The organism is Candidatus Zixiibacteriota bacterium, assembly GCA_018820315.1.
In the GTDB taxonomy this organism is placed as follows: Bacteria; Zixibacteria; MSB-5A5; order JAABVY01; family JAHJOQ01; genus JAHJOQ01.
In genome coordinates, this window is record JAHJOQ010000164.1 from 1 (window position 1) to 15,495 (window position 15,495).

At 51.3% G+C, this 15,495-nt stretch carries 16 protein-coding genes; 13 read left to right on the top strand and 3 right to left on the bottom strand.

The genetic code is table 11. The features are described from left to right. The 13 genes from KKH67_15820 to KKH67_15880 form a co-directional block, all read left to right on the top strand. Nucleotides 1-1,134: ATP-grasp domain-containing protein (locus KKH67_15820; GenBank protein ID MBU1320644.1), on the top strand; the 1,134-nt coding region annotated here is incomplete at its 5' end. 14 nt (nt 1,135-1,148) lie between these two features. Beyond that, nucleotides 1,149-1,529: a glycine cleavage system protein GcvH gene (gene gcvH, locus KKH67_15825; GenBank protein ID MBU1320645.1), complete on the top strand. Its 381-nt coding sequence runs from the start codon at nt 1,149-1,151 to the stop codon at nt 1,527-1,529. A 1-nt stretch (nt 1,530) separates the two neighbouring features. Then, on the top strand, nt 1,531-2,871 hold the full coding sequence (gcvPA, locus tag KKH67_15830) for an aminomethyl-transferring glycine dehydrogenase subunit GcvPA (GenBank protein MBU1320646.1): 1,341 nt from the start codon (nt 1,531-1,533) through the stop codon (nt 2,869-2,871). Between the two features lie 15 nt (nt 2,872-2,886). Continuing rightward, the gene (locus KKH67_15835; GenBank protein MBU1320647.1) at nt 2,887-3,288 is read left to right on the top strand and encodes a hypothetical protein; all 402 of its coding nucleotides are present in this window, start codon (nt 2,887-2,889) and stop codon (nt 3,286-3,288) included. A gap of 10 nt (nt 3,289-3,298) precedes the next feature. Next, nucleotides 3,299-3,487, top strand: coding sequence for a hypothetical protein (locus KKH67_15840; protein MBU1320648.1), 189 nt, complete (start codon nt 3,299-3,301; stop codon nt 3,485-3,487). A gap of 15 nt (nt 3,488-3,502) precedes the next feature. Continuing rightward, nucleotides 3,503-4,165, top strand: coding sequence for an outer membrane protein assembly factor BamD (gene bamD, locus KKH67_15845; GenBank protein ID MBU1320649.1), 663 nt, complete (start codon nt 3,503-3,505; stop codon nt 4,163-4,165). Next, the gene (gcvPB, locus tag KKH67_15850; protein ID MBU1320650.1) at nt 4,120-5,640 is read left to right on the top strand and encodes an aminomethyl-transferring glycine dehydrogenase subunit GcvPB; all 1,521 of its coding nucleotides are present in this window, start codon (nt 4,120-4,122) and stop codon (nt 5,638-5,640) included. Before bamD ends, gcvPB begins: the two co-directional genes overlap by 46 nt. A 48-nt stretch (nt 5,641-5,688) precedes the next feature. Next, the gene (locus KKH67_15855) at nt 5,689-6,261 is read left to right on the top strand and encodes a DUF3592 domain-containing protein (GenBank protein MBU1320651.1); all 573 of its coding nucleotides are present in this window, start codon (nt 5,689-5,691) and stop codon (nt 6,259-6,261) included. Between the two features lie 31 nt (nt 6,262-6,292). Continuing rightward, the gene (locus tag KKH67_15860) at nt 6,293-7,891 is read left to right on the top strand and encodes an ATP-binding cassette domain-containing protein (GenBank protein ID MBU1320652.1); all 1,599 of its coding nucleotides are present in this window, start codon (nt 6,293-6,295) and stop codon (nt 7,889-7,891) included. A 221-nt stretch (nt 7,892-8,112) separates the two neighbouring features. Beyond that, nucleotides 8,113-9,162 carry a glycosyltransferase family 2 protein gene (locus tag KKH67_15865; GenBank protein ID MBU1320653.1) on the top strand — a complete coding sequence of 350 codons (1,050 nt, stop codon included), beginning with the start codon at nt 8,113-8,115 and terminating at the stop codon, nt 9,160-9,162. Next, complete coding sequence (locus KKH67_15870; GenBank protein MBU1320654.1) at nt 9,143-10,336, top strand: glycosyltransferase; 1,194 nt, start codon at nt 9,143-9,145, stop codon at nt 10,334-10,336. Before KKH67_15865 ends, KKH67_15870 begins: the two co-directional genes overlap by 20 nt. 47 nt (nt 10,337-10,383) lie before the next feature. Further along, nucleotides 10,384-11,064 carry a hypothetical protein gene (locus KKH67_15875; protein MBU1320655.1) on the top strand — a complete coding sequence of 227 codons (681 nt, stop codon included), beginning with the start codon at nt 10,384-10,386 and terminating at the stop codon, nt 11,062-11,064. Nucleotides 11,065-11,222: 158 nt separating this feature from the next. Next, nucleotides 11,223-12,176, top strand: coding sequence for a PEGA domain-containing protein (locus KKH67_15880; protein MBU1320656.1), 954 nt, complete (start codon nt 11,223-11,225; stop codon nt 12,174-12,176). Nucleotides 12,177-12,321: 145 nt separating this feature from the next. Here the strand turns inward: KKH67_15880 and KKH67_15885 are convergent, their stop codons facing one another. The 3 genes from KKH67_15885 to aprA all read right to left on the bottom strand — a co-directional run bounded on the left by KKH67_15885 (nt 12,322) and on the right by aprA (nt 15,484). After that, nucleotides 12,322-13,158, bottom strand: coding sequence for a YkgJ family cysteine cluster protein (locus KKH67_15885; GenBank protein MBU1320657.1), 837 nt, complete (start codon nt 13,156-13,158; stop codon nt 12,322-12,324). A gap of 15 nt (nt 13,159-13,173) precedes the next feature. Further along, nucleotides 13,174-13,437, bottom strand: a complete 264-nt coding sequence (locus KKH67_15890) for an ogr/Delta-like zinc finger family protein (protein ID MBU1320658.1) — start codon at nt 13,435-13,437, stop codon at nt 13,174-13,176. Between the two features lie 169 nt (nt 13,438-13,606). After that, nucleotides 13,607-15,484, bottom strand: coding sequence for an adenylyl-sulfate reductase subunit alpha (gene aprA / locus KKH67_15895; GenBank protein MBU1320659.1), 1,878 nt, complete (start codon nt 15,482-15,484; stop codon nt 13,607-13,609). Between the last annotated feature and the right edge of the window lie 11 nt (nt 15,485-15,495).

Genomic DNA, 15,495 nt, shown 5'->3' on the forward strand with positions numbered 1-15,495 from the left:
GAGAACGCCGACTTTGCCGACATCTCTGCATCCTGTGAAATCAAATTCATCGGTCCGCCATCTGATGTTATCCGAAGAATGGGAGACAAGTCTGCCGCCAAGCGATTGATGAAAGAGGCGGGTGTGCCTGTTGTTCCCGGTTCGGAGGGTGTAGTTGAGTCTGTGGATGATGCCATTCGTATCGCAGATGGAATCGGCTATCCGGTGATCATCAAAGCTTCTGCAGGTGGCGGCGGACGCGGCATGAGAGTCGCTGCAAATGCGCAGGACATGCAGGCTGCGTTCAGAACAGCTCGCATGGAAGCTGAGGTTGCTTTCAAGAATTCGGAAGTCTATATCGAGAAGTATGTCACCAATCCACGTCATATCGAGGTTCAGATACTTGCCGATGAGCACGGAAACGTGATTCATCTTGGCGAACGGGATTGCACTGTCCAGAGGCGTCATCAGAAACTGATAGAGGAATCACCTTCGCCGGCGTTGACGGCTGAGATGAGGGCGAAGATTGGTGAGTTGGCTGTTAGAGGCGCCGAGCGTGCCGGCTATCAGAATGCTGGAACAATCGAGTTTCTTCTCGACACCGATGGCAGCTTCTATTTCATGGAGATGAACACTCGGATACAAGTCGAACATCCTGTAACGGAAGAAGTGACGGACATCGATCTCGTGCGCGAGCAGCTGAGAATAGCATCAGGGCTTCCGCTCGAAATGACTCAGTCGGATGTGAAGATTCGGGGGCATTCGATGGAATGCCGCATTAACGCCGAAGATCCTGATCGGGATTTCAAGCCATCTCCCGGACAGATAACCTCATTCCATGTGCCGGGAGGACTTGGGATAAGAGTAGATACTCATGCGTATGCCAAGTATGTCATTCCAGCTTTCTATGATTCGATGATTGCCAAGCTCATCACGCACGGTAAGAATCGCGCCGACGCTATGATGCGGATGCAGAGAGCGCTGGAGGAGTTTGTGATCGAAGGTGTGGCTACGACTATAGGATTTCATAAGAGAGTATTCGCAGACCCGACTTTTCAGAATGGGATATACGATACGACATTTGTTGAAAAATTCATGGCAGGCGAGACTGCCGCGATTAAGCCCGGAACAGTGGAGATCGAAGGACCAAAATAATTTTCGGAGGAATGATGGAAACTCCCAGTGATTTGAAATACTCCAGGGATCATGAGTGGGTACGCGTCGAGGACGACATGGTCATCATCGGCATCACGGCATACGCTCAGGGAGAACTCGGTGATGTTGTTTTCGTCGAACTGCCCGAGATCGGCAAACATTTAGAGCAGGGCGATGCATTTGGAACAATCGAGGCGGTCAAGGCTGTTTCTGATCTGTACAGCCCGGTGTCTGGTGAAGTTGTCGAGATCAACGAGCTTCTGGAAAGCGATCCGGCACTCGTAAATCAGTCGCCGTTCGAGGATGGCTGGATGGTCAAGGTGGCTGCTTCCGACATGAGTGAACTTGACGATCTGATGGATGCGAATGCATACAAGGAGATGGTCGGAGCGTAGAATGTCATATGTGCCGTGCAACAGGGATGAACGCGATGCGATGCTCCGCGATATAGGCATTGGATCATTCGAGGAACTTCTCTCCGCGATTCCGAAACATCTGAGACTGACGAAGAAACTGGACCTTCCTCCCGCGATGTCGGAGTGGGAAGTCTGTCGGTACATGGCGACTCTCGCGGGCAGGAATATCAATTCTGACGATTGCGACGTATATCTTGGCGGTGGCAGCTATGATCATTTCTCTCCGGCTGCGGTAGATGCCATAATCTCTCGCCCGGAATTCGCAACTGCGTACACTCCGTATCAGGCTGAGGTTTCGCAGGGGACGCTGCAATCGATCTATGAGTTCCAGAGCATGTTCGCTCGTCTGACGGGGATGGATGTTGTCAATGCATCGATGTATGATGGTGCCTCGGCCTCCGCGGAGGCGGTTTTGTTGGCTGTTGGTCACACTAACCGAAAGAAAGTCCTCTATTCTCGAGGTCTAAACCCACTCTACCTTGAAGTTATTCGCACTTATACATTCGGAATTGATGCCGAGCTCGCTCCGGTGCCGGATGTCGATGGTGTAATTGACCGAGCTGCGCTTGACAGTTTGATCGACGATTCGGTTGCTTGTCTGGTGGTTCAGACACCGAATTTCTATGGTCTAATCGAAGATCTCGATGGACTTAAGTCCCGGCTCGGGAATGCTCTCCTGGTCAGTGTCTGCAATCCGATTTCGCTTGGATTGCTGAAACCGCCTGGCGAGTTTAATGTGGATATCTGCGTCGGTGAGGCCCAGCATCTCGGTAATTCAATCTCCTATGGCGGTCCTGGAGTCGGTCTTTTCGCTGCGCGGAAGGAATTCATCCGCAAGCTTCCGGGAAGGCTTGTCGCCAGGACGACAGACGTCGAAGGTCGAACTGGATACACGCTGACGCTGCAGACTCGTGAGCAGCACATTCGCCGAGACAAAGCGACATCGAACATCTGTACGAATCAGGCATTATGCGCCCTTGCGAATGCCGTGTATCTCAGCCTCCTGGGAAAATCGGGGATCGTCGAGGTCGGTGAACTCTGTGTGCAGAACGCCCATTACCTCGCTCGAAAGATATCGGAGATCGACGGATTCAGCATGCGTTATCACGGCTCATTCTTCAATGAATTCCTTGTTACAACACCTGTGGATGCGTTCGATATCCTGAGAGAGCTCGAGTCGAAGAGAATCCTTGCCGGCATACCGCTGGCATGGTTTCACCCCGATCGCAAGCGAGAATTACTGATTGCAGTTACCGAGAAGAGAAGAAGAGACGATCTGGACCGATTCGTCTCTGCGTTGTCAAGATTCAGTGGATCATAGATACGGAGCAGCAATATGCCTCATTGTCCAATATGCAAATGTGATCTCGATGATACAGTTTCCGCGTGTCCGTTTTGCGGGTCGGATGTTCTCGACGATCTAGAGGGCATCGGTGATGCCGGTGTCGGCAATCCGGCTGCCGAGGGCGATGTTACAACCGATGGAGATGTCGACCTGGATACTGCGGTTCTGCTGTGTAAGTCGTACTCGCGATTTAACACAGAATTCCTCATTGAGACACTTAAGTCCGCGCAGATCCCGTATTATTGCCGCATAATAGGCGGATTGTATGGACGAGGAATGCCGGGCACTGTCAGCATATTCGGCAGCAGAGCAGCGGACGCTGAGATATACGTTCCGCCAGAGTACCATGAAGACGCGGAAGAGATTCGAAGACAAACTCTCGGAGATGAATAGGAGACAACCAATGACCAGACTTGTCCTGATCGCAGCAGTAATATTGTTGCTTGTCGCATCGGTCGTGCAAGCCCAGATGCCGGAAGAAGATTCCGCAGACTCATTGGTCATTGCCTGGACTAACGGTTTCTCGGAAGCGCAGGCGCAGGGACTAAGCGAGAATCGAGTGATACTGCTCGATTTCTACACTGATTCGTGAAAGTGGTGCAAACGCTTGGATAGCGTTACGTTCACGAATCCGTCCGTTGCCGCAATCTCGAAGAGTGTTATATTCAGCAAGTACAATGCGGAAGTTGACTCACAGTTTGCGAAGTTATATGGAATCACCGGATATCCAACGATGGTAATTGTGAAGCCAAACGGTGCGGAAATAGATCGACTGGTTGGGTTTTATCCGCCGGAGGATTTTATTCCGGCGTTGTTCGATGTTATGCAGAACAGGAATACACTTGATGACTATCTGACAAGATTAGCCAATTATCCTGACAGCGCTGCACTGCGAATGGAAGTCGCAGAGAAGTACAAGTATCGCAGTCAATCCGATGTGGCGAAGATGCATTACAACTTCATAATCGACAGCGACAGAGAGAATCTGCTGGGCTATTCGGATGACTGTTTGTTGTCACTCGGTCAGATGGAGCTCAAGGCAAAGAACTACGCTGATGCTGTCGGTTATTTCGAGATGATGCAAACTGAGTATCCTGCGAGCGAGTTGTTTGAAGAAGCCAATGTCTATGTCCCTTATACACTCATGAAAGCGGGCGAAAAGAAGAAAGCCATCAAAGCTTTCGAGGCTTTCAAGAAGGAATTTCCCGAATCTGAAGACCTCGAATGGGTCGACGAGCAGATAGTGAAGATCAAAGAAGGGAAGAACTGAAGACGAACGTATACTCAACAGACGGCAGGAACATCTTTGAGAAATCACATCCCGGTCGGAAAGGATATACACTTCCTGCCGTCGATGTCGAGACTCAGCCGCTCGATATTCTGATAGACAAGCGCTTCCTTAGGGACAGCGCGCCGAATCTGCCCGAAGTCTCAGAGAATGAAATAATGCGGCATTTTGTCGGAATGTCGGTAAAGAATCATCATATCGACAAGGGTTTCTATCCACTCGGGTCGTGCACTATGAAGTACAATCCGAAAGTAAATGAGCGCACCGCCCGATACCCCGGATTTGCATCTGTGCATCCGCTCCAGTTGAATCACACAGTAGCAGGCGCTCTTGAACTGCTCCACGCAACGGCATCGTATCTCGCAGAGATTGCTGGAATGCATGCGGTCACATTGCAGCCGGCCGCGGGAGCTCAGGGTGAATTCTGCGGAATGCTGATTGCGCGCAAGTATCATATTAAGAATGGCAATAAGCGCAAATATGTTGTGCTGCCCGATTCTGCTCACGGCACCAATCCGGCATCGGTCGTTCTTGCGGGTTACCAGGTGAAACAGGTCAAGTCGTCGGAAGATGGCACGCTTTCCCCGCAAGCACTCGCGGAAGTCGTGGATGAAGATACCGCAGCAGTGATGCTGACGAACCCAAACACACTGGGATTGTTCGAGAAGAGTGTGGAAGAAATTGCAAAGATCGTGCATGATGCAGGCGCATTGCTCTATATGGACGGCGCCAACTTGAACGCGCAGCTCGGTATTGTTCGTCCCGGTGACCTCGGATTCGACATAGTCCATTTCAATCTGCACAAGACATTTTCGACTCCGCACGGCGGCGGCGGTCCCGGATCGGGACCCGTCGGCGTGACAGAGAAGCTGGAGCCGTTCCTGCCGTACCCTGTTGTGTCGAAGAAATCCGACGATGGCGCAGGCAAATACTATCTCAACTACAACCGCCCCGATTCTATAGGGAAGCTTCATGCCTTTTACGGCAATTTCGGCGTGATCGTAAGGGCGTGTACTTATATACTTTCCAACGGTGCCGAAGGTCTGCGTGAGGTCGCCGAGTCGGCGATTGTCAATGCGAACTACCTCAAAGAGCAGCTGAAAGAGAAGTACGATTTGCCGCATCCGCAGCACTGCATGCATGAGTTCGTGCTTTCCGGCAACAGACAGAAGAAACGCGGTGTCAGGACTGCCGACATAGCCAAGAGGCTGCTTGATTTCGGCGTTCATGCGCCGACATGCTATTTCCCGCTGATTGTTCCGGAAGCGATCATGATCGAACCGACCGACACCGAGACGAGGGAAGTACTTGACAGGTTCGCCGAGATCATGCTGCAGATAGACCGCGAGGTGGATGAAGATCCGGAAATGCTCCGCACCGCGCCCCACAACACACCGGTCGGGCGTCTCGACGAACGCAAGGCAGCCACGGAGCTGGATGTTGTGTGGGAGTATTGAGCAAGTCCAGATTCAGTCGATAGAATGTCATTCTCTGGGGGATGTGACATGCTCACTGCCCTGACTCTTCTTGTGTCAACGATCGTAGCAGCCGTCCTCTCCTTCCTGCTCAGTCGCCGTTTGCTGCGCGCAAGTAGCAGTCTCGCTCTTAAGATCATTATAGCAAGCTCGCTAATCGCCGGTGTCGCTCTGGTTCTCGCCTCATCTGCCAGTATGGGGCATGTTCTTGCTGAAAGACGCTGGCCGGTGACAGAAGGGACGGTCATCGAATCTGATATCGCTCACGACCAGACATATCGCCCGCAGATCGCATACAGCTACACAGTGGCCGGAGTCATCTACACCGACACAACGACTCTCGGTGCGCCGGGATTCGGTGGCAAGCGAAAGCGCTACGATGTCTCTCGCTCGCTCACGCACGATCACCCGGTCGGCAGCAAGATTGCGATTCATTATGATCCAGCCAATCCCGCAGACTCGGTTCCAAAGACCACAATCACTTGGGATGTGTACACAAAGCTATCATTTGGCATTACGCTATACGCAATTGGCATATTCCTCGCAGTTGGGCTCATCATGGGTAGGAGAAAGTCCTCAGCATCTTCTTCACAAACTGTTTGAGCAATCCTGTATCATTGATTACATTTGATCCGTGCTGAAGTTTGAGAATGTAAGTTTCGCTTATGCTCCCGATTCGATTCCCGCATTGAAGGATATCTCATTCGAAATCGGGCCGGGTGAGTCTGTGGCTGTGATGGGCGGCAATGGCAGCGGAAAGACAACGCTCGCGTTAATTGCTGCCGGGCTGATGCAGCCTTCTTCCGGCAATGTTGTACTCGGTGGCAGTGACGCAGACAGGTCCGGACTGGTGCTGCAGAATCCTGACAATCAAATTGTCTCGATTTCAATCGAGCGTGAGCTGGCATTTCCGCTTGAATGCCGCCAATGGCCGCCAGATTCTATGCGGAGTGCCGTCGACAAGAGCCTGCAATGGACTCGCTTTCTCGACCGTCGAAAGAGCGCGCCTAATGAGTTGTCGGGTGGCGAAAAGCAGAGATTAGCTCTGGCGTCGGCAATGATAGCCGGACCGGGCATTCTGATCCTCGATGAGCCCTCTTCGCATCTCGATTCCCCCGGCAAAGCATCTGTGGATGAAGCTCTCATGGAAACTCGCGAGAAAAACAGGGAACTAGTCACTCTCGTCATCACACAGTCATCTTCCGAGGCGCTTAGGTTTCCTCGCCTAATCGTGCTCAGCGAAGGCGCAATCGTCGCGGATGGCAATCCGACGGACGTTTTTTCAGATGCCGATAGCTGCCGCAAGTGGAATATTGCGATTCCTGACGAGATTCTGCTCGATGCTCTCCCACCGGTGACGAGATGGCGAAGCTCAACCCAATCGGATTCTGTGACGGCTGAATCTGTCACAAGCAAAGCACTTATTGAAGTGTGCGACCTGGCGTTTTCATGGGAAGGTGGCAACGTCGTATTTGATAATCTCGACCTTTCTGTCGGTGGCAATCGCATAATCGGCATGGCTGCCGAATCAGGCGGCGGCAAGACCACACTAGGTTACATTCTGAGTGGACTTGCGGCTCCAGCCAGCGGCAGGATTCTGTGGAACGGGGAGGATATTGCCACCGAAGATCTACTGACCAAAGTCTCATATCTGTTTCAGTTTCCGGAAAGGCAGTTCTTCTGCAGCACAGTGCTTGACGAGGTTGCATTCGGGTTGCAACAGATGGCGCTCCCGGAATCTGAGATCGATAAGCGGGTCGATGAAGCTCTTGCACTGGTCGGACTTACATGCGACGATTACAAATTGAGGTCGCCGTATCATCTCTCCGGCGGTGAGATGAGAAAAGTGGCGCTTGCGTTGGTGATTGCTATGAAACGACCTTTAGTTATATACGATGAGCCTACCGCCGAGCTTGATATTGCTTCGACAGAGAGCTTCAAGAAGACTATGAGTGATATTGGAAAGCAGGGCGCGACACAGATCATCATATCGCATGACACAGACTTTCTGTTCTCAATTTGCGATGATATGATCCTGCTTAACAGAGGTTCCGTTGTTTATTCCGGCTGCAAGTTTGGATTGCTTGACTCTCCGGATATCTTCGAATCGTGCGACATTGCTACTCCCAGCATAGTCAAGTGGAGCATCAAAGCGGGTGCTGCAGGATTCGTTCGCGGTAACGGAATCGTATCGATTTCTCATTTGGTGGATCACTTGAAATTGACCCCTTGACAGAAGTAAGCGAATATGTATCTTGACATACTATATTGACCGATTGGTTTCTGATGCGCGAGATTGCCGTAGCACAGTGATTGTCAGGTATCTGAATCGAGCGGTTGATTTCACAGTAGAAGTTGATTTACGACTTTCCCGGAGTGGGAGCCTGTTTTGAGTTTTGCAAGAACTGCATTCTCAGGCATTTCTGACTGAAACAAAGTATGGATGGGATTTAAATGCGCCAATATCCTCCAAGACGTCCCCGCTTTTCTAATCGTATCTCGATTGTAGTTCCGGCATACAACGAAGCCGAGAATATCAAGCCGCTCATCGAGAAGTTTGCGGAAATGATGCGAAATACGAGACTTCCGGCTGAGGTCATTATTGTCGATGACGGCTCCGACGATCAGACTCTGCAGTACGCGCAGCAGGAAGCGCATCGACACCGGTTTCTTCGGGTACTCTCTCACAAGCGAAACCAGGGGCTGACGGCGGCGCTCGAAACAGGCTTTAATGCCGCGAGGGGTAGTATACTCGCCTTCTGGCCCGCTGATCTGCAATATATGCCCGAAGATATCCCCAGGATGGTAGCGAAGATAGATGATGGATACGACGTAGTATGCGGCTGGAAAAAAGGCCGATACGGCATGAAACGCTTCGTCTCTTTCTTCTACAATCTGCTTTCCAGAGTGCTGTTTAGAGTCGGCGTGCACGATCTCAACTCGGTGAAGGCATTTCGGAGGGAAGTGTATCAGGAGATGCCGAATCTGCGCGAGGGATGGCACAGGTATCTTGTCGTAATGGCGGCTGATCGAGGATTCAAGGTGGGCGAAGTCAGGGTGCAACTCTATCCACGTCTCCACGGCAAAACAAAATTCGGGATGTTGAGGATACCGATCGGTCTTACTGATCTCTTTTCTGTGAAGTATCGAATATCGTTCATGCGAAAACCGATGCTCTTCTTCGGATCGCTCGGGATTCTGTTGATTGTGGCGGCATTCGCGGTCGGCGTAGTCGCCATCTATTTCAGGGTGATTCTCAGTGAGGGGTACCGTCCGCTTCTCTATCTTGTGATGCTGCTTGCAATGTCGGGACTTGCGTCTGTCGGGCTCGGATTCGTAGCGGAATCGCTGATCTACGTACAGGATGAGATCGCCGAATTAAAAAAGCAGACTGGAAAGATCGATAGTCTTGCGGAGTCTATTTCGAGACTGAGGAAGCAGATGCAGGCCACTGACAAGGGCAGGAAGAGAGCGCAAGAGAGCAGTGACAGGCCTCAGAACTGAGCGGAAATCGGTCCTCGTCCTCACTCACAATTTCCCCAGATTTTCCGGCGATGTCTCAGGAGTCTTTCTGCGACACTTACTTCTGTCACTAACGGATTCATTCGATTTCACCGTTGTAGCGCCCCACGACAAAGGTCTGCCGGACATCGAGGAGATGGACGGTATCACAGTTCGCCGATTTCGCTACGCATCCGATGATCGGGAGAATATTGCATACAGAGGTGAGATGCATACCCGCGTCAAGTCGAATCCTATTGGAGTGCTGAGATTCTTGCGTTCTTATAGCAAGGCGGCAAGGGGCGATGTCGCAGGCAGTCCTTTTGATGCGATTTGGGCGCATTGGTGGATTCCCGGAGGATGGGCGGGCCTGAAGAGTAAGGGCGTTCTGGATGTTCCGCTTGTGGTTACATGCCACGGCACGGATATATTTCTGCTCAACAAATTCTCATGGTTGAAACCATTAGCAAAAAAGATATTCAGTGCCGCTGATCGAATTACTGTCGTATCGAACTTCCTGAAGAATCAGTTAGTTGGCATTATGGAGAGTAGTGTCGATGGTGTAGAACAGAAGATCAGTGTTGCTCCGATGCCCGTCGACGATGAGGTGTTTTTCTTTGATCCTGAACTACAGGCTGTGCATGGGAGTATTTTGTCTGCATCGCGTCTGACTGCTCAAAAGCACCTCGATAAGCTCATTCGTGCCGGCGCAAGACTCAGAGACGACGGAATCGAATTTGACATGGCTGTTTACGGTGACGGCCCGGAACGCCAGAAGCTCCTTCAGTTGATCCAAGACCTGGACCTCTCAGATCATGTCCGCATACATAATCCAGTTCCTCAGGCTGAACTTGCAGGCATCTACCGAAAGTCAGAGATTGCTGCTCTTGTGTCTGAACATGAAGGATTCGGACTCATGTTGCAGGAGGCGATGCTCTGTGGCTGCGCGGGTGTCGGTGCTGATTCAGGCGGCATTACGGATATGATAGCCGAAGACGGTCGCGACGGCATTCTGGTACAGCCGCGCGATGCGGACGCGCTATACTCCGCGCTCAAGAGCCTGCTGACCGATCGAGAAAGGCTCTCAAAGCTTCGCGAATCCGGCAGGAGATCGGCTGAGAAGAGATTTTCTGGAGCTGAGTTGACAGAGATTTTCAGGACTATATTGAATGCTTGAGGATAGAGAGCTTGTTAAACTTGATCTATCACCATGCAAGGTAAACATTGACTGACCCGGAATTCACGCAGATTGATTCGCGCTTGCGCCGAGATAGGGCAGAAGCCCGCGAGATGCTCGAATCAGATGACGTCGAAAGTTTGACCGCTTGGGCCGAAAGGGACCCGAAGTTGCTGCGTGTACTCGTCTCACTGCTGTACGACAGAGATGAACTTGTCTGTTTCAGAGCTGCGGACGCGCTTGGCCGGGCATCTGCGATTGTGGCAAGGCGCAAGCTTTCACGAATCCGAAATCTCCTCAGGCGACTTTTTTGGACGATGAACGACGAATCTGGAAGTATCTGTTGGTATGCGCCGGAAGCGATAGGTGAGATTCTCGCGAATGTTCCGGTTCTGATCAGCGAATATTCCAAGATGCTCTTCTCATTTCTGAAGGAAGAACCTTTCGAGAAAGGTGTTCATCGGGCTTTACACCGGATAGCTGGCCTGCATCCCGGCAGTTTTGCTTTGCCTGTCAGCGCTCTCTCGAAATCACTTGATGATCCCGATCCGTCGATACGAGGCCATGCCATCTTGACGATAGCGTCAATGGGATATGAGATACCGTCCGACGGATTGGATCGGTTGCGACGGGACGATTCACCGTTCAGACATTTCAATTCGGAGAAGAGAGAATTCGAGACCAGGATTATCAGTGAAGTTGTCCGGGAAATTGCCAAAAGTCCTTGAAAAATAGTCCGATAGAGATGATGTCACGTGTTTGGCACCAATGATAGAGAATATGGATTAGAAACTTGACTGGGCATCTTGAATTTTCATATATTCGTCCAGTCGACAAGTACAGAATACCAGTGAAGATAAAGTATTAACTATATAAGGAGGGAATGATGACAACTGTCCGCAAATCTATTCTGCCGCTTGCATGGATTGCCGTGCTGTTAATGGTGATCTACGCCGGCTGCTCAGATGACAATGGCGGAACCAGTCCGCCGCCTGTGACGACCGGCACTCTGACGATCTCGTCAACGCCGAGTGGCGCCGCAATCACTCTTGATGGAACTGCCAAAACCGATACGACCCCGGCAACATTTACAAACATCGATGCCGATAGCCATACGATTACGTTGTCCAAGGCCGAATATGACGACTGGGACAGTACAGTGAATGTGCCGGCGGGTGGTACAGCCACTGCCACTGCCACACTTAAACTCACCATGTATGCGCTAAATTTGTTTGCTGTCGGGAACGGATCTGTGTACAAAGATCCTAATGCATCAGAGTATCTGCCTAACACGGAAGTTGAAATTTCCGCGGTTCCTGACCCCGGCTGGGAATTCGACGAATGGACCGGCGGTCACACGGGCAGCAAGAACCCTGATACGCTTGTCATGACGCAGGATTGGACGACTACTGCGGTGTTCGCGGAGATTCAATCGGTTTGGGATTCGATTCGGATAGAGGGAGCGACGTCGCTTGAAGGAGGGGGAGCAATGACAAGGCCGATAGTCTTCCTCGATACCTCGGAATCAGAGTACATCGTTGTCTACCGGGGGACCGGATGGCTTGGTGATCCAGCGACAGGCGACTACATTATTCAGTTTGATCCTGAAGAGTTGGACAGTGTCCAGGCGATAATCACAGCGTGGGATGACATAGACGAAGATAACACGCTTGAGGATGGAGAGCCTATCGGTTGGTGGGATATTGACGGCGAAGGTGACTGGGATGATCGTATTTGGCTGCACAGGGGAGATACGATACCCAACGCAGATGTGCTGATGTATCTCTCAGCCAAAGCGCCACGCAGGCTGATTAACCCCGAAAGAGTCAAGATCAAATAGCTTGCCGACAACGGCGTAGATTGAATATTAATAGGCGGCGCGATGTTCTCGCGCCGCTTGTTCTATTCGTGCTATACTCGAGTCTGTATATGAATAACGGCCGGAAGTCCGGCCGTTGAGATGTCGATATGTCAGTCGACTGAGTCTATTCTGTTTTCTTCTGGCTCATCTTGGCTTCAAGTTCGCTCTGCTTGGCGTGCAGGACATCCTGCTTGACGGTCATAGTCTTCTCGCCGAATAGCGAAAACCTGAGCCAGTTGAATCCGAACTTCAGCAGCTCGACATCGTCTTTCTCGATTTTCTGCCGCGTCTCATCATCGACTTCAAACTTATCTAAGAACGTACTCTTGAATATGAAATTGTGGAACTTGTCGATGTCATATGCCACCATGAAGAACATTTCGATCTTCTCGGGAGTCATGCCGCCATCTTTCTGCAGTCCCTCATGCAAAGCGATATCTTTGAACAGATCTCCGAGTTCGTTGTACTCGGCGATACCCTGATCCTTGATCCAGTCCGAGACAGTCTGTTTCCTCTTCTCCTGAAATCCCTTGCAGACACCTTCCTGTAATAGGAAGTAGAACTCTTTGTCGAGTTCATCGCTACCGTCTTTCGGGGAGGCGAGCCCAAGAGGATACATGCGGCACGACCATGGTCGATCTTCATAAACGGTGCAGCCTTGTTCTGATACAAAGGGGCAGGATTTCTTCTCGTTGTCCTGCATCTTCAGCATGACTACGGGGTATCGCAGATTCTCATCAAATGGTGAGATAGTATGCTTAGCAATGAGTTCACCGGAAGCGATGCCGAGGCGATTCTTCAGCCTGATGATATCGTATGGCGTCAGAAAGATGTTAACGTCCCCGCAGCAGTCATTGAAGCAGGAAACACCTTTGTGGCAGCGGAAAGTGAACGAACTGTCTTGGGCCAGTCGAGGATACTCATCCAGGATAGCCTTCTTGAGATTTTCTATTTCTTTCATTCGACCACCTGTATGTTATTCGACAATGCAGTTCCTGAGCGCCTCGGAAGACCAGACAGGTATTGGACCCAATTCTCCGGTCTGTGGATTATATTTGTGGCGATACGATACATTCTGCTCGTAATGACCTTTCATCCACTCCCATCCTTTGACGTAATAGGGACAGTCGTCGTTGAAACAGACGTATTGTATGTCCGATCCCCAGCTTGTTTCGGCGGGAGCGGCCCATTTGAGCATCTTCACTCCGCAATGCGGGCATGTTGTTTTGTCATCTTCCATGTTATCTCTTAACTTCACTCCAATCCAAATGTTCCAGTCCCAATAACGCTTCTCTATATCGCCTAAATTGACGAATTGTCAAGCCGAAACTGCCTTCCACAAAATGAGAGTCCTCCAGGAATGAACCTGGAGGACTCAATCAATTAACGAACACTATCTCCAGAGGAGATTAGTATATGTGGTGGATGTCCCGCTTGTTCATCTCCCACTTGTTTGTAGTCGGATGCCAGGTGCAATTCGCAAACACTTCCCAGTCTTTCTTCATTTCCGGACAGTCTGACCGGAAGTAATATCCCGGCCAACGTGTCTCTTCACGGAACAGGATAGTGCGAATGTGCGCTTCGGCCTGCCACATGCGGTGGACATTCTCCCAGCAGCGCATCAGTTCGTGGTATCCCTCGGCACCCAACTTCTCCGCATCTTCCCGCAGGAAGTCGAGCAGTTCGAGACCTTTCTCGAGGTTCTCTTTGCTAGTCTTGAAGTGGACGCTTACACCACCTGCATATTCGTCCATAATCTTCTGCAGACGGAACATGAACGATTTCGGCTTGATGTAGTTCGGGTTGACATCAGGGTCTGAGGTGTAGTTCTTGAATTCCTCGAACCTGTCGAGCGGGGCAAGGATCTTCTTCTTGAGTTCTTCGACCATCGCTGCATCGACTTTTGGCGCTGCTGCGTTGTCTTTTGCGTAGGCAACCGCGGCCTTGCCTGCGATTCTGCCTTCAGTGCAGGAGCCGGAAGAGAACTTGTGGCTTGATGCGCCAGAGGCGTCACCGGCTGCGAACATACCCTTTACGGTGGTCATGTTCGTGTAACCCCAGAAGTATTCCTTCGGAGCAATATCTTCGGGACCTGAGACCCAGGCACCGGAGGCGCCGGAGTGCGACCCGATGAAGTATGGCTCACAGGCTGCGATTTCAGACGGTCTCTCTTCAGGAGCAATATTGCTCGCTGCCCAGAGAATCGCCTGTGAGATCGTCATATCCAGGAAGTCTTCCCAGGCTTCCGATTCGAGCTCTTTCAGTTTTTTCTTGCGCTCTTTTTCATCGGGAACCGCTTTGGACAGATTCTCAATTGCTTCCTCTGTTCTCATATAGATCGGGCCTTTGCCGTCCATAACGTCCAGCATCATGAGCCAGTTGCGCAGGTTGGCCGGAACCGGCTTGACCGCACCGTATGGCTGCCATTTTGCCAGCTCGTCCTTGCGCTCGATCATGTAGTTGCCGCCGGTCGCATTTGTTGCACGCGACTTGAAAAGCAGGAACCACGCACCGACCGGACCATAGGCGTCCTTGAAACGTACAGGGATGAACCTGACTTCCTGACAGGTCATTTCTGCACCGGCGCGGAGGGTGAAGTATGCGCTTGCACCGGAGTTGAACGGCGGATACCAGGAGCGGCCGAGGCCTTCGCCGACCGAACGCGGCTTGAAGACGTGGACGGCGCCACCCATTGCGACCATCGTAGCTTTAGCTTTGAAGACGTAGAACTTGTTTTCACGGACCGAGAATCCAACAGCGCCAACGCACTTGTCGCCGTCCATCAACGGCTCGGTTGCGAAGACTCTTTCGTAGATGTTTTCGGTGCCGAGAGCGTTCTTGGCTGCTTCAGCAACGATGACCTTGTAGGATTCACCGTTGATCATGAGCTGCCAGCGTCCTTCGTGAACATAGTTGCCGTCGGCGTCTGTCCAGATCGGCAAACCCCACTTCTCGAACAGATGAACTGTCGAGTCGACGTGGCGCGCAATGCTCGCCACGAGATCTTCGCGGGTGATACCCATAAGATCGTTTCTAACATAATCGACGTAATCTTTGATGGTGTTCTGACCATCTTTGACACCGACATACTGGTTGATCGCGGAGAGTCCCATGGCGACCGCGCCTGACCTGTCCATTGCCGCTTTGTCAACCAGCGTGACTTTAAGACCGTTCTTCTTTGCCCAGTAGGCGGCCTCTGTGGCGGCACCACAAGCTGCCATACCACCACCGAGAATCAGAACGTCAGTATTGATTTCTACTGTTTCCCATTTATCCCAGACTGCCATCTTATAACCAT